Source organism: Novipirellula sp. (genome assembly GCF_041583735.1).
Taxonomy (GTDB): domain Bacteria; phylum Planctomycetota; class Planctomycetia; order Pirellulales; family Pirellulaceae; genus Novipirellula.
The window spans coordinates 1-26,520 of record NZ_JBFHFD010000043.1 but is presented as its reverse complement, the minus strand read 5'-3'; the positions used below and the strand labels follow the sequence as shown (position 1 = coordinate 26,520).

Annotated in this window: 18 protein-coding genes; 14 read left to right on the top strand and 4 right to left on the bottom strand. The window is 54.9% G+C overall.

Annotation, left to right across the window (positions count from 1 at the left end):
- Nucleotides 1–223: 223 nt before the first annotated feature.
- Together ABX962_RS05835 and ABX962_RS05830 are read right to left on the bottom strand one after the other, a co-directional pair.
- The gene (locus ABX962_RS05835) at nucleotides 224–1,756 is read right to left on the bottom strand and encodes a cryptochrome/photolyase family protein (RefSeq protein WP_372717493.1); all 1,533 of its coding nucleotides are present in this window, start codon (nucleotides 1,754–1,756) and stop codon (nucleotides 224–226) included.
- A gap of 180 nt (nucleotides 1,757–1,936) precedes the next feature.
- The gene (locus ABX962_RS05830; protein ID WP_372717491.1) at nucleotides 1,937–2,785 is read right to left on the bottom strand and encodes a PP2C family protein-serine/threonine phosphatase; all 849 of its coding nucleotides are present in this window, start codon (nucleotides 2,783–2,785) and stop codon (nucleotides 1,937–1,939) included.
- 368 nt (nucleotides 2,786–3,153) lie between these two features.
- Here ABX962_RS05830 and ABX962_RS05825 point away from each other — a divergent pair, with 368 nt between their 5' ends.
- The 7 genes from ABX962_RS05825 (at nucleotide 3,154) to ABX962_RS05795 (ending at nucleotide 10,149) form a co-directional block, all read left to right on the top strand.
- The gene (locus ABX962_RS05825) at nucleotides 3,154–4,455 is read left to right on the top strand and encodes an NAD(P)/FAD-dependent oxidoreductase (protein ID WP_372717489.1); all 1,302 of its coding nucleotides are present in this window, start codon (nucleotides 3,154–3,156) and stop codon (nucleotides 4,453–4,455) included.
- A gap of 3 nt (nucleotides 4,456–4,458) precedes the next feature.
- Nucleotides 4,459–5,250, top strand: coding sequence for a DUF1365 domain-containing protein (locus ABX962_RS05820; protein ID WP_372717487.1), 792 nt, complete (start codon nucleotides 4,459–4,461; stop codon nucleotides 5,248–5,250).
- 89 nt (nucleotides 5,251–5,339) lie between these two features.
- Nucleotides 5,340–6,488 (top strand): class I SAM-dependent methyltransferase, encoded by a 1,149-nt coding sequence (locus ABX962_RS05815; protein WP_372717485.1) that lies wholly within the window; start codon nucleotides 5,340–5,342, stop codon nucleotides 6,486–6,488.
- Between the two features lie 4 nt (nucleotides 6,489–6,492).
- Nucleotides 6,493–6,861, top strand: coding sequence for a DUF1475 family protein (locus ABX962_RS05810; protein WP_372717483.1), 369 nt, complete (start codon nucleotides 6,493–6,495; stop codon nucleotides 6,859–6,861).
- A 30-nt stretch (nucleotides 6,862–6,891) separates the two neighbouring features.
- Nucleotides 6,892–7,941: a cyclopropane-fatty-acyl-phospholipid synthase family protein gene (locus ABX962_RS05805; protein ID WP_372717481.1), complete on the top strand. Its 1,050-nt coding sequence runs from the start codon at nucleotides 6,892–6,894 to the stop codon at nucleotides 7,939–7,941.
- The gene (locus ABX962_RS05800) at nucleotides 7,938–8,729 is read left to right on the top strand and encodes a DUF1295 domain-containing protein (protein WP_372717479.1); all 792 of its coding nucleotides are present in this window, start codon (nucleotides 7,938–7,940) and stop codon (nucleotides 8,727–8,729) included. Before ABX962_RS05805 ends, ABX962_RS05800 begins: the two co-directional genes overlap by 4 nt.
- Nucleotides 8,730–8,820: 91 nt before the next feature.
- Entirely contained in the window at nucleotides 8,821–10,149 is a 1,329-nt protein-coding gene (locus ABX962_RS05795) for a DUF4832 domain-containing protein (RefSeq protein ID WP_372717477.1), read from the top strand.
- A 90-nt stretch (nucleotides 10,150–10,239) separates the two neighbouring features.
- Here ABX962_RS05795 and ABX962_RS05790 read toward each other — a convergent pair whose 3' ends face one another.
- Nucleotides 10,240–10,911: a hypothetical protein gene (locus ABX962_RS05790; protein ID WP_372717475.1), complete on the bottom strand. Its 672-nt coding sequence runs from the start codon at nucleotides 10,909–10,911 to the stop codon at nucleotides 10,240–10,242.
- A 552-nt stretch (nucleotides 10,912–11,463) separates the two neighbouring features.
- Between ABX962_RS05790 and ABX962_RS05785 the strand changes: the two genes are divergently transcribed.
- The 3 genes from ABX962_RS05785 (at nucleotide 11,464) to ABX962_RS05775 (ending at nucleotide 17,578) form a co-directional block, all read left to right on the top strand.
- A complete protein-coding gene (locus ABX962_RS05785; RefSeq protein ID WP_372717474.1) occupies nucleotides 11,464–11,988 on the top strand; it encodes a sigma-70 family RNA polymerase sigma factor in 525 nt (174 codons plus the stop codon).
- Nucleotides 11,985–13,709, top strand: coding sequence for a FecR domain-containing protein (locus ABX962_RS05780; RefSeq protein ID WP_372717472.1), 1,725 nt, complete (start codon nucleotides 11,985–11,987; stop codon nucleotides 13,707–13,709). Before ABX962_RS05785 ends, ABX962_RS05780 begins: the two co-directional genes overlap by 4 nt.
- 200 nt (nucleotides 13,710–13,909) lie before the next feature.
- Complete coding sequence (locus ABX962_RS05775) at nucleotides 13,910–17,578, top strand: DUF1553 domain-containing protein (RefSeq protein WP_372717470.1); 3,669 nt, start codon at nucleotides 13,910–13,912, stop codon at nucleotides 17,576–17,578.
- A 37-nt stretch (nucleotides 17,579–17,615) separates the two neighbouring features.
- On the opposite strand, the gene ABX962_RS05770 is transcribed toward ABX962_RS05775, so the two are convergent.
- A complete protein-coding gene (locus ABX962_RS05770; RefSeq protein WP_372717468.1) occupies nucleotides 17,616–18,050 on the bottom strand; it encodes a hypothetical protein in 435 nt (144 codons plus the stop codon).
- 72 nt (nucleotides 18,051–18,122) lie between these two features.
- On the opposite strand from ABX962_RS05770, the gene ABX962_RS05765 reads away from it, so the two are divergent.
- The 4 genes from ABX962_RS05765 to ABX962_RS05750 all read left to right on the top strand — a co-directional run bounded on the left by ABX962_RS05765 (nucleotide 18,123) and on the right by ABX962_RS05750 (nucleotide 26,094).
- Complete coding sequence (locus ABX962_RS05765) at nucleotides 18,123–19,418, top strand: DUF1501 domain-containing protein (RefSeq protein WP_372717466.1); 1,296 nt, start codon at nucleotides 18,123–18,125, stop codon at nucleotides 19,416–19,418.
- A 103-nt stretch (nucleotides 19,419–19,521) separates the two neighbouring features.
- Nucleotides 19,522–22,752 carry a DUF1553 domain-containing protein gene (locus tag ABX962_RS05760; protein ID WP_372717464.1) on the top strand — a complete coding sequence of 1,077 codons (3,231 nt, stop codon included), beginning with the start codon at nucleotides 19,522–19,524 and terminating at the stop codon, nucleotides 22,750–22,752.
- Nucleotides 22,753–22,972: 220 nt separating this feature from the next.
- A complete protein-coding gene (locus ABX962_RS05755; protein ID WP_372717495.1) occupies nucleotides 22,973–24,394 on the top strand; it encodes a DUF1501 domain-containing protein in 1,422 nt (473 codons plus the stop codon).
- A gap of 1,301 nt (nucleotides 24,395–25,695) precedes the next feature.
- Nucleotides 25,696–26,094 carry a hypothetical protein gene (locus ABX962_RS05750; RefSeq protein WP_372717462.1) on the top strand — a complete coding sequence of 133 codons (399 nt, stop codon included), beginning with the start codon at nucleotides 25,696–25,698 and terminating at the stop codon, nucleotides 26,092–26,094.
- Nucleotides 26,095–26,520 lie beyond the last annotated feature (426 nt).

Genomic DNA, 26,520 nt, shown 5'->3' with positions numbered 1-26,520 from the left:
CGAGTCCCAGCGACTTATTGGCACGACGGGACTCGTTGCCTCGTCCACTACAGAGAAGACATTACACCCGCGTGATTGGTAACAAAAATCGAATGACGAAGTTGTTTCCGAACAGTACCTTAAAGGACAAATTCACCACCGAAAGCTAAATGCTTGTCACCGAGCAATCGTGCTCGTTCCGCCAGTCGAGCGGGCAGCGATTCCTGTAGCTCGCTAATCTGGATCATGTTGTTGCGTGGGCGTCAGTCGACGGTGGCTGATTTCTCAAATCGCAAAGGAACGTTTCGGCATTCTTTAAATGCTGCTCGCGTTTCTCGGCATCCATTTTCTTGGCCATGCTGCACATCATGGCCCACCTTGGGTTCTTGCCGAGTTCATCGACGTGGTTCCAAATCCATCGCCAATACAGTCCGTCCCAAATTTCGCACCATGGTTCCTGTTTGTAGTGACTCATCTTGCGGACGTAGGCGGAACCGGAAAAGTAAGGTTTCGTGGTGATCGAGCCGCCATCGGCGTGTTGGCTCATCGCGTAAACGTTGGGAACCATCACCCAGTCATAGCTGTCGATGAACATCTCCATGAACCAGCGGTAGATGTCGTCAGGGTCGAATTCGCAAAGGAACATGAATCCCCCCAGCACCATCAGACGTTCGATGTGATGGCAGTAGCCCGTGTCGAGGATTCGCTGGATTGTGTCGTCGATCGGCGCAATTCCCGTTGTGCCGTCGTAAAAACTGCTGGGTATGGCCCGGTGATGCCCCCAGTGATTCGTGGTTCGCATCGGTACCCCGAGATCCTCGTAGGTGGCCCGCATGAACTCGCGCCAACCGATGATCTGCCGCAAGAATCCCTCCAGCGAATTAAGTGGCACATCATGTTTGGTCGCGTGCTTTAAAGTCGCTTTCAAAACCTCCTCAGGCGTCAGTAATCCGATATTCATCACGGGCGTCAGAACGCTGTGCCACAGCCATGACTCGTCCTCGACGATGGCGTCCTCATAGTCTCCGAACGGAATAAGGCGTTTGGACAAAAAATGCTTGAGCCAGCGCTGAGCATCGCGGCGCGAGGTGGGGTAAATGAGTTGATCGAGGTTGCCGGGATGATCGGGGAAGCGTTGCAGAACATACTCCTTCGCCTCGATATCAACCGAATCTCGCTTGAGTTCTAAATTCGTTGGAATCGATGACAGAAGTTTCTTGGGGACTTTCTTTCGATTGTCTTCGTCATAACTCCATTGCCCGCCAACGGGATCGTCACCTTCCATCAAGATATCAAGACGTTGTCGCTGCCATTTGTAAAAGTCCGCCATGAACCAACGTTTCTTACCAGCCCGATACTCCTGGTTCTGCTCGGGCGAATTGAGGAACCCCGGATTCGGTAGAATCTTGCAGTCGAGACCGAGTTTCTTGCAAGCTGACTGTAGCCGTTTCCCGAGGATGAAATCGGTCGGATCGATGACGGCAAGCGTCTCGCCTGTTCGCTCCTTCGCCTGGATCGCCTTCTTCAGCTGATCGGCTAACGTAGGATGTTTCGGGTCGAAATCGACGTACTGAGTTGAGTGTCCTTGCTCGCTGAGAATCGATTCGTAACGTTTCATCGTGGCGCGATGAAGCCATAGCTTTTGCTTGTGGAATTTCATCGGATACCGCTGGTCGCCAAAGAACAATGAATCTTCCAGTAAGATCACTTGCGATGGGCGAAGCAGCAGCGCGGGATGGTCGGCGAACAACTGATTAGGAAGAACAAGAAGAATCAACTTTCGTCCCCTGCAGGCGTGGCAGTGCCAGCGGCACCTCGGCTGGCATTCATCGGGTACCGCGAGTCAGCTTGGTGAGAAGATGTACAATTCCGGTAACAGGAAAATTTAGTAGTCACCCGATTCCCTTTTTTTCTGATTCGTCGAGCAACGGGTTGTACTTCTTCCGAAGACTTTCGCTTATCCAAGTTCGGTTTTGTCAGCGACCCGGCCAAACAACCGGAAGGGTGCGAGGAGACTGTTTTTCAGTGGGGTGGCACTGCCGGTGGCTTCACACAACAGCAGGGTCGTGTCGTCCTTTTCGAGGCTGCGAGGGTCAATTTCATCAATCCGTCGAACTAGCGCCGGGATAAGATCAGCTGGATTGCTGACATCCAATTCCGAAACAAGACGCAAGACTCCGTCGCAACCAAGTTGCTGTCCGTCAACATCCTTCGATTCGCTTACCGCGTCGCTGTAACTAAGAACCATGTCTCCGGTCTCGAGACGAATATGGTGCTGGAAATAGGCGGCTTGATCGCAAACGCCCCACGGTATATCCGAGATAACATCCGCCCGTTCTTGCCTATCTGAAAGCTCGCTCCAGTCGCTAGAAGCCTTGCGGTACAGCAACGGTGGAGGATGCCCCGCATTGCAAAGCGAGTAGGTTCGCGTCGGCGCAAAGAATGTGCTCACGAGCGCCGTGGCAAACTCACCCTCTTGGTTCAACTCTGCAAATTGTTCATTCATCCCTGAGACAAAACGAGATTGGCAGATGAAATTGACATTGCGTCGCATTAGATCGCGAAGCCCAATTGCGATCTTGGAAACCGCTTCACCGTGACCGCTAACATCTGCCAACAGCATGCGGGAAATTCGACCCGAAGCGCACGACGACAGATAGTAAACGTCACCGCCGGATGCGGATCCTGAATAAGGTCTCGAGTAGGCCCAAATGCGGAGCCCTGGGGCTTCGATGTCGCGATCGGTGGCCCGATTACCACCCCACACTTCCATGCACTGCATTCGTTCGGAGCTGTTGGCGATCAATGGAGACTCGAGCTTCGTGATTAGGAACTGTATGTCGTGCTAAACCGCATCTAAAAACGACGGTGCGGTAACAAGCGAGCGTGGTGGAAGGACGGTGGCTGTAAACACGGTTGCTGTAAACACAGAACCTTGTTCGTGACCGTGCTTTCGGCGGAACTCACGCTTTGGTTCGGACACTGTAGCGGAGTGGCAAGCTGACCTATTGACCGCGGACGCCGGCGAAAACGGACGTGCAATGTGTCATCAATTCGGCGACTTGCCCGCTCAATATCATTGAAGTGTTAACCGAGTCTTAAGCGACTGGCCGCAGAAAATTGCGGCTCAAGAATCGTTGCCTTGCCCATCAATCAAATTCAGTCAGTGGTTATATGCGAATCGCCGTGATCGGATCGGGAATCAGCGGGAATCTCGCAGCTCGCCTACTTTCGGCAGAGCACGAGGTCGACGTGTTTGAGGCTTCGTCGCATGTCGGTGGGCACGCTCAAACGATAGAAACCCACGCGTACCGTTGCAACGTCTCCGCTGATGTTGCATTCATGGTGCTGAATCGCCGAACCTATCCCCATTTCGGTCAGATGCTGAAGCTACTGGGTGTCGAGACGCAGCACAGCGACATGAGTCTGAGTGTTCGCTGCTGGCGGACTGGACTGGAATACCAAGGCAGCTCACTTAACGGATTGTTTGCCCAACGCCGCAATCTGATCCGTGGATCGTTCTACCGGATGCTGCTGGACATTGTGAGGTTTAATCAACTCGCGACCGAGTTTTGTGAGTCGGGCGACGAGCAGACGTTGCTGGGTGAATTCTTAGATGGCATTGGGATTGGACACGAGTTTCGCGAGCAGTACTTTGTCCCGATGTCGGCTGCAATTTGGTCAGCCGATCCTGAATCTTTGGATGCGTTTCCTGCAAAGTTTATATTGGGATTTTGTCGCAATCACGGTCTGTTGCAGCTCAAGAATCGCCCACAGTGGTTGACGATCGCGAATCGGTCGCACGATTATGTCGCCCAGCTGATGCATCCACTGCGTGATCGCATCTTCCTCAATTCACCCGTTCACGAAGTTCGACGAATCAACAAAGGGGTGCGACTGAGCTTGGACGACCGCCAAGTCGACTACGATCACGTTGTTCTGTCGTCGCATGCCGACCAATCGCTGCGGATATTGAAGGACGCCAGCCAAACCGAGCAAGAAATACTGTCGGGATTTCCATATCAGTCTAACACTGCCGTTTTGCACACCGACGTTTCCATTCTTCCGAAACGGCAACGAGCATGGGCGAGTTGGAATTACCACATTTCGGCACAAAGAAACAATCGAGCCAGCGTCACCTACGATCTGAATCGGCTGCAACGCCTCGGCTTGCCTGGGCCACTTTGTTTGACACTTAATCCAAATTGCATCATTGACCAAAACAAAGTCTTGCATCGATTTGAGTTTCAGCACCCCGTTTTCTCACGCGAGTCGATTGTTTCGCAAAAACGATTTGATCAGATCAACGGCCAGAATCGGGTGAGTTTCTGTGGTGCCTATTGGGGATATGGATTTCACGAGGATGGCGTGAACAGTGCGTTAGCGGTGACCCGTCCCTTTGGTCTGGACCTCGATGTGCTTGCTAATCCGGCAAGCGATCCAGATCAGCTGCCACGATTGTTGGTGGGAGCCTAGTTGATGCATAGCTGCCTTTATCGCGGTTACGTTCGGCATCGACGTCCGTCACCTACTCACCGATTTCAATACTCAACCTCCTGGGCCTATTTGGATCTTGCAGAGGTGGACGAGATTGCGAAAAAAAGTTGGTGCTTGAGCGACAAACGCTTCGCGCCTGCTGCGTATCGAAGAGCGGATCATTTCGGTGATGCCGACCTATCGATGACTGAATCGGTATACGATTTTGTCGAAGACAAGACGGGACTGCGGCTAAGTGGTCCGATAAGACTGCTCACGCAGTTGCGTCAATTTGGCATCTACTTTAGTCCAATCAACCTCTTCTATTGTTTTGACTCGCAGGAATCACTGATCGCTCTGGTGGCCGAGGTGAGTAACACACCCTGGAACGAGCGTCATTGCTATGTGCTCTGGGAGCGAAACCGAAGACCGGGTTCCGCTTGCCGCTACTCGCACCCCAAAGAATTTCATGTGTCTCCGTTCATGGGAATGGACTCGCAGTACGAATGGCGAATCCGTTCACCCGGCGAGAAATTGCATTTGTCGCTGGGATGTCATCGCGAAGGTCATCGGATCTTTCAAGCTGATTTGCATTTGAAACGATCCGAGCTGACGGACGGGCAGCTTGTTCGCAGCATGTTACGACGCCCCGTTGCGGCTGCCCACGTCATCGGTGCTATCTATTATCAAGCTTTTTTACTTTGGATGAAGCGATGTCAATTCTATCCCCACCCCCACAGAGCTCACGAGAACCGTTTGGAGATTGCATTGCCACTCAAGCAAAAACAGGAATAGTCCAAGCGGCTCGACAAGGCATTGTAACCACAGCGTTGCGTAGCGCCGTGCTTGAAAAGCTACGAGGTATCCAAGGTGGAAGCATCACCGTGATTGATGACGATTTCAGAAATACATTTGGCGACAGTTCCGCTGATTTACATGCGGTCATCCGCGTCAACGACATGCGATTCTATCGGGCTGTTGCATTGGGTGGCAGCATGGGAGCTGGCGAATCGTATCGTGACGGTTATTGGTCGTGCGATAACTTGGTGGCATTGATCCAAATCTTTTCTCGCAACATGCAGGCCTCTTCGGATCTTGGTGGTTTTTGGAACTCGCTGTTGGATCTTGGCCGCAAAGTCACGCATCGGATTAACCGCAACACCCGCACGGGAAGTCGTCGAAACATCGCGGCGCATTACGATCTCAGCAACGATTTCTATGCATTGTTCCTCGATGAAACGATGACCTACTCGAGTGGCGTGTTTCCCGAGCCCAACAGTTCGATGCATGAGGCTTCGATTGAAAAGTACGATCGAATTTGCCGCAAGCTGCGGCTCACCCCCAATGACGAAGTGTTGGAGATCGGAACGGGCTGGGGAGGATTCGCTCAACATGCTGTTACGCATTATGGTTGCCGTGTGACGACCACGACGATCTCAAAGCAGCAACATGACTATGCCAAGCAGCGGTTCGAATCGCAAGCAATGGACGATCGCGTGACGCTGCTACTTGCCGACTATCGAGACCTTACGGGCCAATATGACAAGCTCGTATCCATCGAGATGATTGAAGCGGTCGGTCACGAATATTTTGATACGTTTTTTGCCAAGTGCTCTCGTTTGCTGAAACCGGAGGGGTTGTTTGCTTTGCAGGCGATCACGATCCCCGATCAGCGGTATGACAGCTATCGCAGGTCGGTTGACTTCATCCAGAAGTACATTTTCCCGGGCGGTTGTTTGCCTTCGCTTGGCGCGATGACGGGGGCGGTCGGACAAGCCTCTGACCTACAATTTATTCATATCGAAGATTTTGCCGAGCACTACGCCCAGACACTGCGGTGTTGGCGTGAGCGGTTCCATGCGAATTTGGATTCGATTCGCAAGCTTGGCAAGACGGAGGCATTTCTGAGATTGTGGGACTATTACCTGTGTTACTGCGAAGGCGCTTTTCGCGAAAAACAGGTCGGCGTTTTGCAATTGTTACTTCAGAAGCCTGGCAATCGTCTCCGTCCACATTTTCCATCACTAGGATGATTTGATGAAGTGGATCCTTGTAACACTCTGCCTAATCGTGATCGCTTGCATGACGTGGGTTACTGTCATGGCGTCGCTCGATCGAAGCGTACTGCAAGCTGGTCGGGGACTTTGGCCGGATCCTTGGTTTCTTGCGACGCTGATGGATGCCTACTTCGGCTTCCTGACGTTTTATGTTTGGGTCGCCTACAAAGAGCAACGTTGGATCGCGCGAGTGGTTTGGTTCGTCGCGATCATGTTGCTGGGCAACTTTGCGATGTCCGGTTACCTGCTTTGGCAGTTGTCGAAGATAAAAGATTTCACATGGAAAGCACTGTTGCTTCGCCCCGAACCGGCTGGTGCTGAGGTGGCGGGTGCGGATCTGGCTGTTTGATTCCTTTGAAAATGTTTTTGGAAAACGAAGATGTCGCTGATTCAGCTTGCAGAAAAACGTTGGTTGCCCGATCCGTTGATCCGTTACGGGATGCGACGAATGCTGCGCGATCGACTTGAGCAAGAAAATTTGCGAGCCCAGGGGCGATACGACGAAGCGTTGGACCGTTTCGCCAGTCACCAGCGGCAAAGTGTCGTGACGATCGAAACGCATTGTGCCAACGAACAACATTACGAAGTCCCCGCTGAATTCTTCGAGTTGGTGCTGGGGAAGCGATTGAAATACAGTTGCGGCTTGTGGGAGGATCCTGCGGCATCGCTGGACGAGTCAGAGGAGGCGATGTTGCGACTGACCTGCGAGCGCGCGGGTATCGAGAATGGAATGCGTATACTGGACCTGGGCTGCGGTTGGGGATCGCTCTCGCTGTGGATTGCAGAGAACTATACAGAGTGCCAGATCACGTCGCTCTCGAATTCGCAAAGCCAAAAAGCATTCATCGAGCGAAGATGCGAACAGCAAGGTTTTCGTAACGTGGATGTCATCACCGCCGACGTCGGTCTCTTTGATACCTCAAAATGTTTTGAGCGAGTTGTGTCGGTGGAGATGTTCGAGCACGTTCGCAATCATGAAGACCTATTGTCGCGGATCGCCCGTTGGTTGGTCCCCGACGGGCGGTTGTTCGTTCATATTTTTTGCCATCGCAATCTGGCGTACACTTTCGAGAGCGAAGGGGAATCGAATTGGATGGGACGGCATTTCTTCTCTGGTGGCATCATGCCCGCCGAAGATCTGTTTCTCCGCTACCAACGCGATTTGCTCGTCAAACAGCAATGGTGGATCGATGGTCGCCAGTACGCCCGAACTTGCGAACAGTGGCTATTGCGATTGGACGAGCGAGAGTCTGCGGTGAAACAAGCATTGATGACGTCGAAGAGTCATGAGTCGCCTAACGTACGGATGCAGCGCTGGAGGATGTTCTTCATGGCGTGCGCGGAACTATTCAAATATAAAAATGGAAGCGAGTGGGGCGTGGGGCACTACTTGTTCAGTGCCAATGACATCACCGGTGGGGCACAATGAACGTCATTCAACTCTTGATGCTTAATGCGGTCTTGATTTCCATCGCCATGACCCTACTGTGGTTGCTCAGCATAAGACTGCAGGACGTGAGCATCGTTGACATTTTTTGGGGCCTTGGTTTTGTCTTGATTGCTTGGGCGACGTTCGCCGTGACATCGGAAACGCTTCGCTCGAGCCTGCTCGTCATCATGACAACGATCTGGGGAGTGCGGCTGGCAACCTACCTTGCCTGGCGCAACCATGGCAAAGGCGAAGACTCGCGCTACAAGGCGATGCGCGACAAGCGTGGCGATTCCTTTTGGTGGGTCAGTTTTATGACCGTGTTCGGTTTGCAGGGCGCCGTGATGTGGTTGGTTTCACTTCCTGTTCAAGTTGGCCAAACCGACGAGACTCCACTCGGCATCATGCACTATGTCGGAATGATCATCTGGCTGGTTGGCTTTCTGTTTGAAGCGGTGGGCGATTATCAATTGGCAAAATTCAAGTCAGACCCTCAAGTGCAAAGCAAGGTGATGGATCAAGGGCTTTGGCGATACACGCGGCACCCGAATTACTTCGGCAATGCGCTGGTCTGGTGGGGAATCTTTTTGGTGTCTGCCTCGTCATCGACTCTTTGGCTAGTCGTGAGTCCCATTGTCATGACGTTCCTGTTGTTGAAAGTTTCTGGCGTCGCGTTACTTGAGCGTGATTTGGCGGGACGATCTAGCGAATATCGCGACTACATTCGCCGTACCAACGCGTTCATTCCGTGGCCGCCAAAATGTGATCAAGCGGGAAACATCCGCTAAGATTGCAGTGGCCATGAGTCAAGACCAGCTACAATGCTTGCCGTCGTTCTGTGATAACCTGAGAATTTCAAACAAGTGAGGCGAGCGTGCAATGAATTCGTATCGATTGCTGCTCTGCGTTTATCTGGGGATCGCGATTTCATGGTTGCCCAGGGGGCAGGTTGCGGCGGAAGACATCGTGATCCGTCCTCCGGTAGTGGCTGGGCCGCTCGACAATCCACTCAAGGGATGGTGTCCCTACACGGATGCGGGCAAGATTCACCAACCGTATTCGATGGTGTTCCAGTACGTCTCGTGGCGTGAACTTGAACCCGTGCAGGGCGAATTTCAATTTGATGAATGGGAGAAGACTTGGGACGTCCAGGCGGCAAAGGGGAAACACATCCTCTTTCGCGTTTATGTGGACTACCCTTCGCTGCCGTCTGGACTACCCGATTGGCTACGCACCGCCGGTGTGAAAGAAACAGCCTACCAGGATCATGGGGGTGGCAAGTCGCCCGACTACGATGACCCGCGGATGATCGCAGGCATGGAGCGATTGATCGCGGCACTCGGGAAACGATACAACCAACATCCCCGAATCGCTTTTGTTCAATTGGGTTTACTCGGTTTCTGGGGCGAGTGGCATACATGGCCTCGCGAAAAACTGTACGCGTCGCCGCAGACCGAACGACGAATCATTGAAGCCTACAACAACGCGTTTCCTGACAAGTCATTGATGGTGCGAAACGCCAAAGGCTACGCGGGGCAGCAGAAGTGGATCGGATTTCACGACGACATGTTTCCGCAAGACACTGACAATGGAAAGGACTGGAGTTTCCTCGCAGGACTGCGAACGGCGAACAGAACCGATAACTGGCAAGTTGCCGTGGTCGGTGGCGAGATGGTGCCAAACAAAGCAGACCAATGGCTTGGAAAAGACTTCGACACCACACTGACGATGGCGAATCGGGCACACTTCACTTGGGTTGGTCCGTACTGTCCGGCACTCGAAAAGTCAAAAGACGAGACGTTTTTAAGACGAAGCCAAGAACTGGTCCGAAAGATGGGCTACGAATTCCAGATCACCGAGTGCACTCATCCTGGCCATGTGAAGGCAAAGCAGTCGGTTCAATTTGCACTCAAAGGCAAGAACCTTGGTGTCGCTCCATTTTATTATCCCTGGTCTGTCGAGTGGGCACTACTCGATTCGTCGGGCAAGGAGGTCACACTTCAGCAGACCCATTGGGACGTCCGCCGCTGGAAACCCGGATCGTTTTCCGAAGACATCGAACTTGCTTTCGAAGTTCCTGCCGGAACGTATCTTCTGGGACTCGGGATTCGTGATCCTTGGCAAGATCGCCCGGCTATCCGATTTGCCAACGATTTGCCCGTGGTCGCAGGATGGACAATCCTCTCGGAGTTGACGGTTGTCCCTTAGGACCGTCGGAACAATAACTGTCGTAGTGGATCCACCTTCTGGCGAAGGTAGCTACGTAACATCGACCGTCACTTAAACATACGATGGGCCTTAACTTGCATCCTCCGCAGGTGTTCGCTTCGCCGCAGTGTTGACCGATGACGTCATGCGAAAATTGCGGACTGCGATCTCGCCATGGGCGAAGGTCAGCATGACCATATTCTTGTCACGGGCCAGTGCGGCGTGCTCGAGTTCGGTTTGGAAGTCGCCGATGCTCAGCGTCGCCCGATTTCCCTTGACCTCCAGTTTCATCTTCACCCACTTCCCGTTGATCGCGGGAAGATCAGGCAGTGTTTCCGGCTTGATCGTCTCTCCCTTGTTCTGCTTCGATGACTGCGTGGCCCAGGCGATGATCCGCGTCGGCACCTTTGACGTACCCGCAGGTGCACCGGGGGTTTCATCGGCGAGTGTGACACGGAAGATGTGGCCGTCCCCGTTGAGCGTGAACGCAACACGCTGGCAATTCGTCGGCTTCATCTCGAACTCAATTGTGGCATCGTTGAACTGACGCGGCCACTTCAGAATCGGTCCGTGGTTCTTGAACTGCTTGTAAAGATCGGGATCGGCGACGCAGCTGGCGATTCCATTTTGAAACTGCCACTCACCCCGTTCCGCCACTCGGCCTTCAAGTTCTACAGCAGAGAAATCATCGACGAATTCTTCAGCCGATACGAAAGAAGACACAAATAGCACTGCAGTGGCAACAGCGAGTAATGTTTTCATGGTCGGGCCTAATTGCGTTTTGCGGTTAGCGGCAGGTTGTCTTTCGATTTGGGCGATTTCCTTCCTTTCAAACCCGTGATCCCATTCTCGGTGTACTTCGGCTGGAAGTCGAAAGGAACCAGGTCGTATTGTAATGACTACTTTCCACGCGGTTCTGGTAAGACATCTCCGTGTAATTATCGGGGGCTTGAAGGCCCAAGACGATCGGTTGCCCAAGAAGGAAGGTCAGAAAATGGTAGGTTAGAAAATGGTAGGTTAGAAAATCGCGAGCCAGACGATAGATCAGCGACGCATGGCCCTTTGATTTTTTAACCTCTCATTTTTTAATCCCTTGCTGCCCCCGAGAAATTGGGGGCGTTAAGTAATAAGGTAACGCTTGCGTGATTATCGTGTGTCTGAGTTTGGCAGAATGATTATTTGGCAAAATGTTTTTTTCGGTTTAGAGACAGATTAATGGCACTGAGTCGATCGAATCCGTAATTAATGGGTGAGGTGCCGGTTTGGGGGATCCAATCGAGGCTTTTTCTGTCCGAGTGTTTTGCGAGCTTCCGCGTGAATCAAACCAAAGTTGAACGTCTGGTCCAATTGCTCTCGGAGCACCATGACCAGCTATACCGGTACATCCATTCACTTGTGGGTAGCCCGCATGATGCTCGCGATGTACTGCAAGAGACCTCGTTCGCGCTCTACGAGAAGTTTGATCGCTTTGATGATTCTCGCCCCTTCCTGCCGTGGGCCTATCGATTCGCTTACATCCACGTTTTGAAATGGCGTGAATCCAAGTCGCGAGAAATTCCGCTGCTCAGCGCCGATGTCATCGAACTGTTGGCACGAGAGCGGCAAAATCAAGAATCCGATCTGAACCGCCGAGTGACGCTGCTGAACCAATGTATCCAAGAGCTGCCGCAATCGGACCATGAACTCGTACGATCGCGTTACCTCGAAGGGGTTGCTCACGACACGATCGTCCAGCAAGTGGGGACAAGTCGCCGCACGTTGTTCCGAGACCTGAAACGAATACGCCATCAATTGATGAACTGCATCGAAGGAAAATTGGCATTGGGTGATATTCAATGACGAACATACAACCCGACCCGAAAACTCGCAGTCGACTCGAAACGCTGCTCTCGATGCACATCGACGAAGGGCTCGATCAAGCTGCAACAGAAGAATTGGAATTCCTGCTACGCGATGATCCAAGCAATCGCGAGTTCTATTTGCAGTACTTGGATCTGCAAGCCGCGTTGCCTGTCGCCGTTACCTCGGCGGCTGGCGAACAAGCGACGTCATCCGAGCAAGATTCCGATTGGATCTCCGCGCTGGTGGAATTCTCGGAAATGAAACGCGAATCGAACAGGACGCTCGATCGTTCGACTGGCCATTTAAGTCGTGCGCCGTGGATGATCACCTTTGCTTCGCTCGCAGCCACTTGTTTGATTGCGGTGGCGTTCTATGTAACGCGATCTACTCCTGTCGTCGTGGACTCTGCGCCGACGTCACCGCAGGAGCAAAACGCAAGCGATCAGGAAATACAGCAGGGTGACGTGATCCTGGCACAGGCAGCCGGTGCCGAGTTGTTTGGAGAGTTTCTGCCACCGGTGGGCGAGCCGCTGCGGTTTAATCACGAGTACGCGCTGACCGCCGGGTTGATTGGGCTTCGGTTTCCTGACGGTGCGGAAGTCATCCTGGAAGCACCGAGTATTGTTGAAATCTCAGGTCGAGAACGCTTGTTGGTCAGCATGGGACAATGCAGTGTGCATGCACCGCCGGGAGCCGAAGGTTTTGAAGTGGTCACGCCTCAGACGGAGATCATTGACTTAGGCACGCGTTTCTCTGTTGCGGTCAGTGACGTTGGCGCGACCGATGTTCAGGTCATCGAGGGGCTGGCCGAAGTGCGGGCGACGAAAACGGTCGCAGCCGATCCCGTCCGGCTGGCTGAACGTCAAGCTCGCCGATTCAGCGATGAGAGCGGGGATCGGCCGCAGTCAATCGAGTTCGATTCCGGCAGCTATCGAAAAACGCTACCCGATCGCGTTGTCAGCTACCGGGCAAAGCCAACCGAAGAGGGTGGTATCTCGGAACTGCAAAGCGTGACCGTCCAGCGTGACCATCGCGAGGTGACCATCCCCGTTGCCGACATGATTGGCATCAAGGTGACCCACTTCTGTGGCACGGACATTGCCGGCACGTCCGTCCAAGTGGGTGATGACGTTGACCGGCTAGCGGGTTTAGAGACCGATACGCTGCTGTACACGGGAGTGCTAAATCCAGGAGGTTCGGTTGAACCTCTCGTCGAAGATCCAGTACTCGCTGGCCCCAGTGTCGTAGGTGAAACGACTCCTGGTTTGGCGATTCAGTTCCGCAAACCGGTCGTCAATCGGCCCGGGCCCGATGTCGTGTTCTTTGAGTTGCAGTCCGTCGTCAATCCTCCCGAAGGGGATGCGTTTCACGTCAGCCCGCTGAAGTTTAGCGAGGGTCTACGGTCTGTTTCGATTCGCAAATACGACATCACCATGACGTCACGTGAAGCACAACAGCTAACAATATTTGAGCCGTATTTCTTCCTCGAGTCGCCCTCCTGTCTCGAAGGTCTAATGAGCGGCGAGGTGTATCAACGTCGGCCTTCGATGCGATTTAGCGCATTGGCCGTGGGAATCGATCTTTCGGACCTGGGTTATGCGGACGATGCGGCGGTCGACGGTTTGTTTTTCCAGGACGCGTTGGACGACTTACATATCGTCGACCCTGTGTTTATCGCCGGACTGCCTTCGGACAAGGTTGAGGATACAAAAGAATGAGTCCCGTTTGTAAACAAGTTAGGCCCATCGGATGTTTAATTGGCGGTCGATTCTATGTAGCTACCGTCACCAGACGGTGGATCCACGCTCTGGCGAGCGTAGCTACGACAGTTATTGTTCCGACTATCCTTAGCGTCGGCCGCTCACAGGGTTTTGATTCGCTTCGAGTCAAGCCGAAAGTCGTCACCGCTCTCGCGGTATTGATTCTGTTTTCGGCCGGCCGGGCCTTGGCAGCGGAACCGGTCATTCAGTGGCGTTTCGATGGTGAATCGCAACTCGGAACCGAATCACAATTAGGGATATGGCTGGGCAAACCCGGCACCCTTGCCGATGGACCCCGGTCGCCCAAGTATCCGGGATTCGAGACGAACAACACGGCGATGACCTTCAGCGGGCACGAAGGCGCCATTCAGATCAAGGATCACGAGCGTGGCGGCGCTACCAACGTTCGATTCGGAAGCGGCGACACCTTCGCTTTTGAAACCTGGGTGAAATTCAGGTCCATCCGCTCTGGACAAATCGCCTATGTACTGGGCAAGGGGCGGCACCCCAAGCATGGTGACGATTTTGGCGACGACAATCAAAATTACTCGATCCGGTTTCAGGGATCGGGGAGCGGTGCCCAAGTTGGATTGCTATTCACCAGCGAGCATCCCCAGACGAAGCAGCGCGCGTGGCATCGTTGGTGGAGTGAAGCCATCGTGCCGGGCGCTGGCTGGCATCATGTGGCGCTCGAGTTCACGTTCGGCAAAGGCGACAGTTTACACGCCTGGATCGACGGCCAACCGGTCACGGGTAAATGGGACGAAAGTGGCGCAACCGATCTGCCCCCCGTCCAAGACGCCGACGATCTCGTCATCGGCACTGGCTTTACCCGCGGCGCAAGCTCGTCGTTTCAAGGCTGGCTGGATAACCTCGCGATCTATCGCTCGCCCTTAGATCCCGCCGACGTCGCCGAGCGTTACCGGTTTGTCCCGCTGCCGCCAGCGGTGACGCGGCAATTGATGACGCCTGGCAAGGTGCTGGTGCAGATCAGCGAGGACGGCGTTCCCGAAGCCAACAGCTGGCCGGAAGACCCGCAGGTCACCGAGGACTATCACGAAGACGTGTTCGGATTGTTCGAGCTTCCCCATAAATATGTTGCCACGGGTGTCCGGGGCGACCGCGCCAACCCATCGCACCTGCGTGCCTCGGCGGTGGTGACCCTACCCGCAGGGAAACACCGGATGTTGGTCCGAGGCCGCGGTATGTGTCGGCTGTACATCGACGGAAAAAAATTGCTTGAGACTCCGCCCCGACCGCACGACCCCGGCGGCTACGAGCCGCTTTCGGTTCAAGACAAATATCTCGATCTCGGTCCCGACTTTCGTTTTGCACCGCCGGGAAACCGTGATGCTTGGTGTGAATTCGAAACCTCTGGCGGTGAGCATTTCGTCATCCTGGAAACGCTGGTTGGTGGCATCATCGGTAGCAGCACATTCCGGCCCGAAGTTGGCGAAACCGTCGTTGCCGTTTCCCTGGAAGGCAGCGAATCATGGTCGTTGCTCTCGCCTGGGGATCGCGAGGTTCGTTACACCGACGAAGGTTGGCAAGCGTATGAATCCGAGCGTCGTGAAAGGCTCGCCAAGATGAACGCTGCTGCTCGTGAAGAACGTCGATCTGCGAATCATGACTACTGGAACCGCCGCCGCATCGCCGCCGCCAAGTGGTTGGCGGGCACCGACCAGGTCACCGTGCCTGAGCTGCCCGCCGGTTATCCCGCCCACAATGCGATTGATCATTTCATTGCCGCGCGGATCGTGGATGTCAAGCGGGACTCGACCCAGTCCGCCACGGGTGGCGTCGACTATTTCAAACAGATTCGCCCGCTGCTGGAGTCGCGTTGCTACGACTGTCACCAGGGGGGCAAGGCTCAAGGCGATTTGCGGCTAGACGATCACGTATCGGTGTTGACGGGCGGTGACTACGACGGACCCGCCATCGTTCCCGGCGACATCGACGCGAGCGCGTTGTTGGATCGGATCACATCCGAGGACGAAGATGTTGTGATGCCGCCCAAGGGTGATCGGTTGACGGACGAGGAAGTCGCTTTGCTGCGGCGTTGGATCAAAGAGGGGGCTGTATGGCCTCAGTTCGACGTCGACGATTTCCAGCCGACTCCGTTGGCGGATGACTTGCGTTTTCTCAGGCGTGTAACCCTCGACACCGTGGGTGTGCCGCCGACCGAGTCCGAGATCACGGCGTTCCTCAATGACGAACCGGAAACACGTCGTGCCGAGGTGATTGATCGGCTGTTGAACGATCCCCGCTGGGCCGATCACTGGATGGGTTATTGGTTGGACGTGCTTGCCGAAAACCCGAACATCCTCAACCCGACGCTCAACAACACCGGGCCTTTCCGCTGGTGGGTGTACGAGTCGCTGCTGGACAACAAGCCTGCCGACCTGTTCGTGACCGAATTGATTCGCATGGAAGGCAGCGAGCGGTATGGCGGCCCTGCCGGCTTTGCCACCGCGACGCAGAACGATTTGCCGATGGCCGCCAAGGGGATGATTGTCAGCTCGGCGTTTCTCGGAGTCGAAATGAAATGTGCTCGATGTCACGACGCCCCGTCGCATGTTTCGCTGCAGCAGGATTTGCTACAGCTGGCTGCATTGTTGAAACAGCAACCAATCAAGTTGCCCGAATCCAGCAGCGTGCCAATGGATCGGCTGAGTCACACGGGCCGCAAGCCACTGATCGAAGTCACACTGAAACCGGGAACCGTCGTTCAACCGGCCTGGCCGTTCGCCCGTTACTGCGATGAATCGGTCGCGGATGCACTGGCGGAAGATCCACAAAACTCGCGAGACCGACTCGCGGCCCTCGTGACCGCGCCGCAGAACGAACGTTTTGGCCAGGTGATGGTCAACCGCGTCTGGCAGCGACTGATGGGACGCGGTCTGGTCGCCAGTGTGTCCGATTGGGAAAAGGGCGGTCCTTCGCATCCAGAATTGCTGCGTTGGCTCGGGCACCAATTTGTTGCGTCCGGATATGACATGCAGGCCGTCAGTCGACTGATCCTGAACTCGCATGCCTATCAACGGGCGACCGATCCGACACTCCGCGAAACCAGTCCCCTGTTTATCGCGCCGGCACCGCGGCGATTGACGGCCGAGCAGATTGTCGATTCGGTTTTCCACGCGACCGGTACTCCGTTTGATTTGGAAGAAGTCAGCTTGGACATCGACAGCGTGCGTGCCGTCGCGACCACCATCACGCTAGGCAAACCACGACGATGTTGGATGCTCGCTTCGAGTTCCAACGAACGGGATCGCCCCAGTTTGTCACTGCCACGGATCACCGCCGTCACTAGCGTTTTGAAAACCTTCGGCTGGCGTGGGGCACGCCAGGATCCGCAAAGTCTTCGCGACACCGAATCGAACATTCTTCAGCCAGCGATCCTCGCCAATGGCGTGATGAGCATTTGGTTGACGCGGCTCAGTGACCGACACGGAATCACACAGCTCGCACTGGAGGATCAGTCGGTTGAACAACTTGTCGATCGTGTTTTCCTCAGACTGCTGACGCGGAAGCCGTCCAGCGAAGAGAAAGAACGTTACGTCCGATTCCTGTCCGACGGCTACGACACTCGCGTGATCCCGGAATCGCAACGAGTCCGACCGACATCCGGTAAACGCGAGCCTGTTCGTTATGTCAGTTGGTCCAACCACGTCGATGGTCCCGCCAATACGCTGGCGGTACAAAAGGAAGCCGACGCTCGCCGCGGCGATCCGGCAACCAATGCCCTAAACAATGACTGGCGACTCCGCATGGAAGACATGCTGTGGGCCGTCTTGAATGCGCCCGAATGGGTTTATACGCCGTAGGAAATCCGTAGCGAAACTCGCCAAGAGTTTCGAGTTATTAATGCACCGCGAAATGTTGAAGTGCGTTTTTTAGCCACGGAGTGGCGACAGCAAGTAGCCTGGGGGCGTAAGCCGCCAGGAAAACTGCAGTTACCTCTCCACCGACGAAGTCGGGGGAGAGGTCGAGCACGCCCTTAAGGCGTTGCTCGGGTGAGGGGGCGACCGCGCTATCGGAGAGCAATCCGGTGCAAACGGCGATATCGTCGCCATTGGCTTGCTCGGTCAGCCCCCTCACCCCAGCGTCGCTGAAGGCTCCGCTGGACCTCTCCCCCAACGAAGTTGGTGGAGAGGTGGCATAAAAGTTGCGCAACCAAAAATCACAACAATAGCAAAGTCTTAGCAGTCCAGGCGACATGCTGACGTGCCTCCGGTACTTCAAAAATGACGCGTCCGCTTTCCAGTCAAACCAACTGCCATAACCAAACGAAACCATTTTTGACCACAAAATCAGGCCCGCGGCTAGCGCCGTCGGCTCACGAGTTCATTCAACCACCTGGATACTCTTATGAATCGACGACACTTCCTTGCACAAACCGGCGCCCTGGCCGGAGCCGCGCTCGCTGGTCGGCCGTCGCTTGCGTCCGAGACGCTCGCGTCGCCGACCGCGATCAATGTCCCCACGGGCAAAGCCGAGCACGTGGTGTTTATCTGGTTGGGCGGAGGGATGGCTCAGGTCGATACATTTGATCCCAAGAATCGTGGAAACTCCAAAGCGTCGCCAAAGCTCGCCGGCTCGGAGTACGACACAATCGACACCGTCGTACCGGGAGTGAAGTTCTGCGAACACCTGCACCGCACCGCGAAGCTCGCCGATCGCATGACCGCTATCCGCACAGTCAATCATCATTTGGTCGACGAACACGCCTTCGGCACCAATTTCGTCCATACCGGCCGTCTGATCAGCGGCAGTGTGACATATCCCTCGATCGGTTCCATCATCGGCCATGTTCGCGGCGCCGCGAACCCGGACGTCCCGGCGTACATGTTGATTGGCTATCCCAACGTCAGCCGCGGCCCTGGTTTTCTAGGTGCCAAGGCGGGCTACGTTTACCTCGTCGATACCGATAGCGGCCCCGCTGGTTTCTCTCGCCCTGAAGACGTAACGGCACTTCGCGTCCAGCGGCGTCAGCAACTGCTTCAACCCCTGACCGACCGCGTCCCAGACGACTCGGTCATCTCGCAGTACCGTACCGCTCAAGCCGAAGCTCTGCGGTTGGCTGGCCCAGACTTCATGCGTCATTTCCGCCTGCAGGATGAGCCCGACGATTTGCGGAATGCCTACGGTGGCGAGTTCGGTCAGCGCTGCCTACTGGCCCGTCGCCTGGTGCAGGCCGGCGTGCGATTTGTCGAAGTCTCACACAACTTGAACTTCATCAACGGAACCGGCTGGGACACCCACTTCGAAGGCCAACAGAACCAGCATCTGCTGATCAAAGAACTCGACGCCGCATTGTCAGCCCTGATGGCCGACCTCGAGAAACAGGGCATGCTCGACAAGACGCTGGTCGTGATTGGCACCGAGTTTGGTCGTCCCGCTGAATACGATGCTCGCGGTGGCCGCGGACATCAGGGCAGTTGCTTTAGCCTAGTCCTCGCCGGTGGCGGACTGAAGCATCAAGGCGCCTACGGAGTGACCGACGAACGCAGTAAGAAGATCGTCGAGAACCCTGTCTCTGTCCCCGACTTTCACGCCACGATCCACGCCGCGCTCGGCATCAATCCGGCCCACGAACTGTTCGACGGCTCACGCCCGATCCCGATCACTGACCAAGGAAAGCCCATCACCGCGTTGTTCAGTTAAGCAACATGTGGGATAGGCTTCCAGCCTGTGATGGTGGAAACGACAGGCCGGAAGCCTATCCCACACCTACAACGCGATATCTTGGATGAACCGAGTTGAATCAATGACCTGTCTGAAGAAAACATCACTGTTATCGATCGCGTTTGCACTCTTCTTCACCGTGGGCGCGATCGACAATGCCGCCTTGGCTGACGAACCGCTCACGCCGCAGCAACTGCAATTCTTTGAAAAACATGTTCGGCCACTGTTGAGCGAACAGTGCTACAAGTGCCATTCGGAAAAGTCGTCCAAGGGAGGTCTGCGTGTCGATTCACGCAGCTCGCTGTTGTTGGGAGGCGAATCAGGATCAGCCATCGAACCAGGAGACCCTGATGCCAGTGTGCTGATCGAGGCGGTGCGCTATGAAACGTTCGAGATGCCGCCCTCGAAGAAGTTAAGCGACAAGCAGATCGAAATTCTTGCCAAGTGGATTCAGATGGGGGCTCCTTGGCCGGGTGACCACGGCGACGTCGTGCGGCGTCCCGAAGGCAAGACGTTCACGGACGAGGAACTCAATTGGTGGGCCTTCCAACCCGTGACCGATCCCGTTCCGCCGACACAGCTTTCGCAGCCCGATTGGTGCCGCAACGAGATCGACCAATTCATCGCAGCGGATCTCGATCGCCAGCAACTGGTCCCTGCACCCGAAGCGGATCGAGCAACGTTGTTGCGTCGCCTGTATTTCGATCTCATCGGGCTGCCCCCAACACCTGAGGAAGTGCGGGCGTTTGAACGAGACACCGACCCGCAGGCCTACGAGAAGGTCGTTGACGAATTGCTGGATCGCCCGGAGTACGGCGAACGATGGGCACGTCATTGGTTGGATCTGGTGCGATACGCGGAATCCGACGGTTACCGCGCGGATCGCGGCCGTCCCCAAGCATGGCGGTATCGGGACTATGTGATCGATTCGCTGAACGAAGACAAACCCTACGACCGATTTGTTCAGGAACAGTTGGCGGGGGATGAACTGTTCCCCGACGATCCCGCGGCTCTGATCGCCACCGGATTCATGCGACACGGGATTTTTGAGTACAACGTGCCCGATATCCGCGGCCAGTGGGACAGCATTCTCAATGAGCTCACCGATGTGACGGGCGATGTCTTCTTTGGATTTGGTTTTCAATGTGCCCGCTGTCACGATCACAAATTTGATCCGTTGTTGCAAAAGGATTACTTTCGACTGCGAGCCTTCTTTGAAGCCACGCTCCCTCGCGACGATGTGATTGCGGCAACCCCCGAAGAAAAAGCAGCGTATGCAGCGCAAGAGGCGGTTTATCTAGAGAAAACTCGTGAGCTTCGAGAGCAACTCGATGCCCTGCTCGAAAAGCCGCTGCAAGCTGTCTTTGATGCAACCACCAAACGGTACCCCGATGATTTAATGGAGATCATTCGTAAGGATCCGAAGGAACACACACCCTACGAAAAACAGCTCGTGGCATTCGCCAACCGGTTGATTCGTCACGACCAACGAGGTGCCGATTCCCGAGCGAAAGACGACGCTAAGGATCAAATCCTGGCTCTGCGACGCGAACTGGCGAAATATGATTCGTTGAAACCCAAAACCTTGCCGCAGCCGATGACAATCTCGGATGCCGGCAGCATTGCTCCGCCAACAATCATTCCCAAGCGAAAGACAGAGGTGGCGCCGGGCTTCCCGACAATCATGGAGCCCGAAGTTCCTACGATCACGCCACCGGGAAACGTTCCCAATACAACCGGACGGCGATCCGTGCTCGCCCAATGGCTGACTCGTCCCGAGAATCCACTAACAACACGTGTAATCGTCAATCGCGTGTGGCAGTATCACTTTGGACGCGGACTGGCTGCGAACAGCAGCGACTTTGGCATCCTCGGTGGTGCTCCCACGCATCCCGAACTACTTGATTGGCTAACCAGTCGTTTTCTCGAGCATGGATGGCGATTCAAGAGCCTGCACCGGCTGATTGTTACTTCGGCAACCTACCGCCAGGCCGCGTCGCATCCGCAACTGGCGGAATTTCAACAGCAAGATCCCACTAATCGCTGGTACTGGAGAGGCGAGGTGCGCCGCTTGGATGCCGAACAGATTCGCGATTCCATCTTTGCCGTCACCGGAAAACTTCAATCGACTCGCGGTGGTCCCGCCGTGTTGGCAGACCGGCCTCGCAGGTCAATCTACACTCGCGTGATGCGAAACAGTCTCGATCCGTTGATGGAGGTGTTCGATCTGCCACAATTCATCTCCAGTAGCTCCAACCGAGATGCCACGACCACGCCGGTTCAATCATTGCTGTTGATCAACAGCCAAGTGATGCTGGGTCACGCCGCTGCCCTGGCCGAACGAATTTATTCGCAATCGACCACCGATGACAATGTTCAAGCTCGACTGGAAAGATTGTGGGAGGTCTTCTTCGGTCGTCTACCGACCGCGGACGAAGTCGAGCAAGCGAAGTCGTTTCTGGATACGCAAGAACAATTTCGTGCGAGCGAACAGCAAAATGACGGGGTGCCTGCCAATGTCACGACCGGACAAGTTCCTTATCGTGATGGCCAGGCGGTGCTATTCGAAGATAAACCACAACAAGAACGGTTCCAGGTTCCCGCCGACAATCGTCTTGATGTTGACGACTTCACGTTCGAAGCGATCTTTCAGCTGCGGTCGATCTATCAATCCGGAGCGGTACGCACGCTAGCAGCGAAGATGGCTCGAGGCGATTCCAGGTCCGGCTGGCTGTTTGGGATCTCCGGAAAGGGATCTCGCCGGAAGCCACAAACGTTGGTTCTGCAAGTCTTTGGGATGAATTCCGAAGGGCGACCTGAGGAGGTTGTGCTGTTCTCGGATCATCACTTGGACATCAATAAGCCCTACTACGCCGCCGTCAGCGTGCAGATGGAAACACCGGAAACCTCGGGCGTGATCAAGTTCCACTTGAAGGATCTGTCCAATGACGAAGAACCGATGTCGACGGTGGAGTTCCCCAATCCGCTGGTCTCGATGACTGCCAACCACGATCCGTTGAGCGTCGGATCGGGACGAAAAGCAGACCATTTTGATGGCTTGATTGACGATGTTCGTCTTTCGAACGAGGCCCTCTCGAAATCGGAATTATTGCATACCGCCGAGGGGTTCACCGCGGCCACGATCGGCTATTGGAAGTTCGAGCCGAAGCCGGGGCTGCTAAAGGACAGCTTACCCGACGGATTGCCAATGGAACTCGGCGGACGTGGAGCAAAATTCACCCCCGCCTACGCCGCATTTGTTGATCTGTGCCATGTGTTGTTGAACTCAAACGAGTTCCTGTATGTCCGTTAATTTTGCATTAATCGTAGCCTAGGCTTCCAGCCTGGGTTTGCTGTGATTCCCAGGCTGGAAGCCTAGGCTACGTTGCGTAACGTCCCTCGCGAAAGTTCGTAGAAACGCAGAGATCTAGGGCCGGTTCCTACCGGCCAATCTCAAGCTGGCCGGTGGGAACCGGCCCTACGACTTCCCACAACATCTCCAACCAAACTCCCCTCGCCAAAACGGTCCAATGATGAACCCTCATTTTTCGCTTCCACGATCCCGACGTGAATTCCTGACCCAAAGTGGCGCCGGTTTCGGAGCACTCGCGCTGGCTGCGATGCAGGCGGAAACCAACGCTCTGGCTGCGGCGACCAATCCAAGTCAGACACCGGCCCCGCATCATCCGCCAACCGCCAAAAACGTGATCTTCTTGTTCATGGAAGGCGGCCCGAGTCACATCGACACCTTCGACCCCAAGCCCGAGTTGAATCGGCTCGCCGGACAGCATCTTCCCGACAGTTTTGGTACCGTGCTGACCGCCATGGGAGAGTTCCATTCGCCGCTGCTGGAGTCGAAACGGAAATGGAAGCAACACGGCGAAAGCGGGACCTGGGTTTCCGACTGGCTCCCGCACACGGCGAAGTGTGTCGACGACATCGCCGTGATTCGTTCCTGCTGGACCGATGGCAATAGCCACTCTGCCGGCGTGTGCCAGATGAACACTTGCTCCATGCTCGGTGGACGTCCTTCGCTGGGAAGTTGGGTGACGTATGGACTGGGCACCGAGAATCAGAACCTGCCCGCGTTTGTGGTGATGCAGGATGGTCGCGGCGCGGTCGTCAACGGTCCTCGCAACTGGAGCGCCGGCTTCATGCCCGCGACGTACCAAGGGATTCATCTTTCCGAAGGCTCACAGCCCATCGGCAACCTCAATACGCCCGAAGGCATCAGCCCCAAGGTTCAGAAAGGAAAACTCGATCTGCTGAATTCGCTAAATCAATCCTTTGCCAACGACTACCCACAACAAAGTGAACTCGAGGCGAGGATCCGCAGCTATGAACTCGCCTTTCGGATGCAAGCCGCGGCACCCGAAGCAATCGACCTGAGCCAAGAGAACGAAGCGACGCAAGCGTTGTACGGCATGGATCAAAAGGAAACCGCTTCCTATGGACGTCAGTGCCTACTCGCTCGGCGGCTGGTCGAACGCGGTGTCCGCTTCGTCCAGCTGTATCACGGTGCCGGCAGCCGCTGGGATGCACACAGCGGCATCGAATCCAACCACACCCAATTGTGCAAGGCGATGGACAAACCGGTCGCGGGGCTGTTGAAGGATTTGAAGCAACGTGGATTGCTCGATCAGACGCTTGTCGTATGGGGTGGAGAGTTCGGCAGGACACCGATGTCCGAACAAGGCAACGGACGCGACCACAACCCGACCGGTTTTTCGATGTGGATGGCCGGCGGCGGCGTCAAGGGAGGACAGGTCATCGGTTCCACCGACGAACTTGGCCTGAGAGCGGTGGAAGACCGACTGCACGTCCACGATCTGCACGCCAGCATCCTGCACCTGCTGGGGCTGAGCAACATGCAACTGACGTACAACTACAACGGCCGCCCCGAACGCCCCACCATCAACGAGGGCGCCTTCTTCGAGAAGTTGACGACAGGCTGATTAAGTAAGCGGATCGAGATCGGCGCGAGTTCATCCTGCTGCAAGATCGGATATGGCGGCGAGTCGGTAATCGATTGATCCGAAATGGTACCTCAAGAAACGGCGTGATTGGCTACAAGAACTCGGCTGGGATCCTGCCTAACAAGAAGCGGCCCGACTGTACCTCGCCGCAGGCTACAGTGACGAACCGTGAGTCTTTGCTACTTTTCTAACGACCCACACACCGCAGCCATTCCTTGCTTACGGCTATCATGCTGATCCAGACGCAAACAATGCCCATGACACTTTGTTTCGGCCTTTTACGCTTGGTCTTGACTCGGACGATATGATTCTGGACCCCGGCGATTTCTCTGGCTCCAGCGGGCGGCGTCTTGGCTGGACGATGCCGCTCTTGCTTTGGCATTCCGCAACCGGCAGAATGATGTTGCTGGCACTCGTCATATCGCTAGCTGTCTTTGGGATTGCTGCATTTCCTTTTGCCGTGCGTCTAGGTCGTTGGTCGCTTACTCGCTGGCGTCAACCACAAGGCGTTGGTTTCTAAACTATGCACCTGCGCTGGCTGGCATGTTTTCTCAATGGAATACCAAACGTCCTGGGCCAGTGATGTCAAACCGTGATCAGGCTTAAATCCGATGAAACTCAGAATCGTCATACTGGTAGCGATCTCGCTAATTCTGGCTCGCCAATTTGCTACCGCGCAAGTTAGATTGACCGTGGAACTGAAGCCTGATCGGGAAAACCCACTGATCGTACGTGACCAACCAACGCCGCAAGACTTAGTAATCATCTCGATCAAAAACGACACTCCTACGGCGATAACGATACCGGTCACCTACTCGCCGGACGTCGTGCGTCTTTGCGCGTCTGGTTCGAACAATACGCATTGGCCGCTTGTGCTGTATCAACGCAGGAATAATGGGATGGGCATGGCGAGCGGTAGGGAAGATAACGCGAAAATTGAAATGATTGACCTGCCTCCTGGGCAGAGGCGTGTGATTCTTCGTGCGAATGCGCGGGATATCCTTCTGAATCCTGGAGACATATATTCTCTTGAGCCAGAAAGCGAGTTTCTGACTGATCGATGGGTGTGGGAATGGCAAGCTCACCCCAGACCAGATTTTTCGCCCTTTGAGCAACGCAAGGGGGATCGGAGGTCACAGTTCGCAGTCATTTGGTGCGAACTTGAACAGGACGGACGATTGTATCGGTCTATACCACTTCTGATTCAAGCCGATTGGCGAACCGGCGGATAACCAAACGCTGATGCCGGAGCGGCGGTGGCCGATTCGTCACAAGATCAGATGGTCAATCTTACTTCGAAGACCGGCCAGCATCTCGTTGACAGCGCTGAGAATTTCGACGTTTATGCACCGGTTTTTGACGCGGCTTTCAAGGGGTTCAATTTTGGGTCTGAGCTCAAATACATGACCGAAGCGAAGGTCGTTCCCACTGATGTACGCGTCGGTGATCGTGACTTGCGTCAATACGAACACTCTATCGGGCAAATGCAAATACGACTATTGACGATTAGAGATACGGAAATTCCGCATGCCGCCGGATTGTTTAAGGACGGACGACTTTTACAAATGGTTCGGTACTTGAAGTACAAAGCCAACATTGAACCGGACTTTACGTTGTTTGAAAAAACGGCTGGCATCGTGTACGTTGAAGTTGATGTCCAAACCACGACCCCAAAGTAAAACCGACGAATCATGGGGTGGGCTCGGAGGACTCGAGGACACGTTTGGGCAGTGGTTGCTTTCCCCCTTTCCCGAATCAGAAAGACGGGTGGAATGATTTTTCGCTAAAGGAATCGGCAGGTCGGTCCCCATACTCTGCGGTAGGATTGCGAATCGCATCATGCTAAAAAGCCTTCCCGCTGCGGGCGTTTAATCGAGATGATCGGAGTTGGACTCGGCCACCGCACACTTTGTATCAAAATGACATAGGCTTCATGAATTCGAAAGCAACGATTGCCAACGCAGTCGGGGGCGAACGAACTAAATTGTCGGATGCTTTGCTAGTGGTTGGCTGTAGTGGACGAGGCTACGCGTCTCTGCGATTTATCAAATTTCTTGACTCGTGGCCTCGTCCACTCCCCTATAATTCAACGCTGACAAACCACT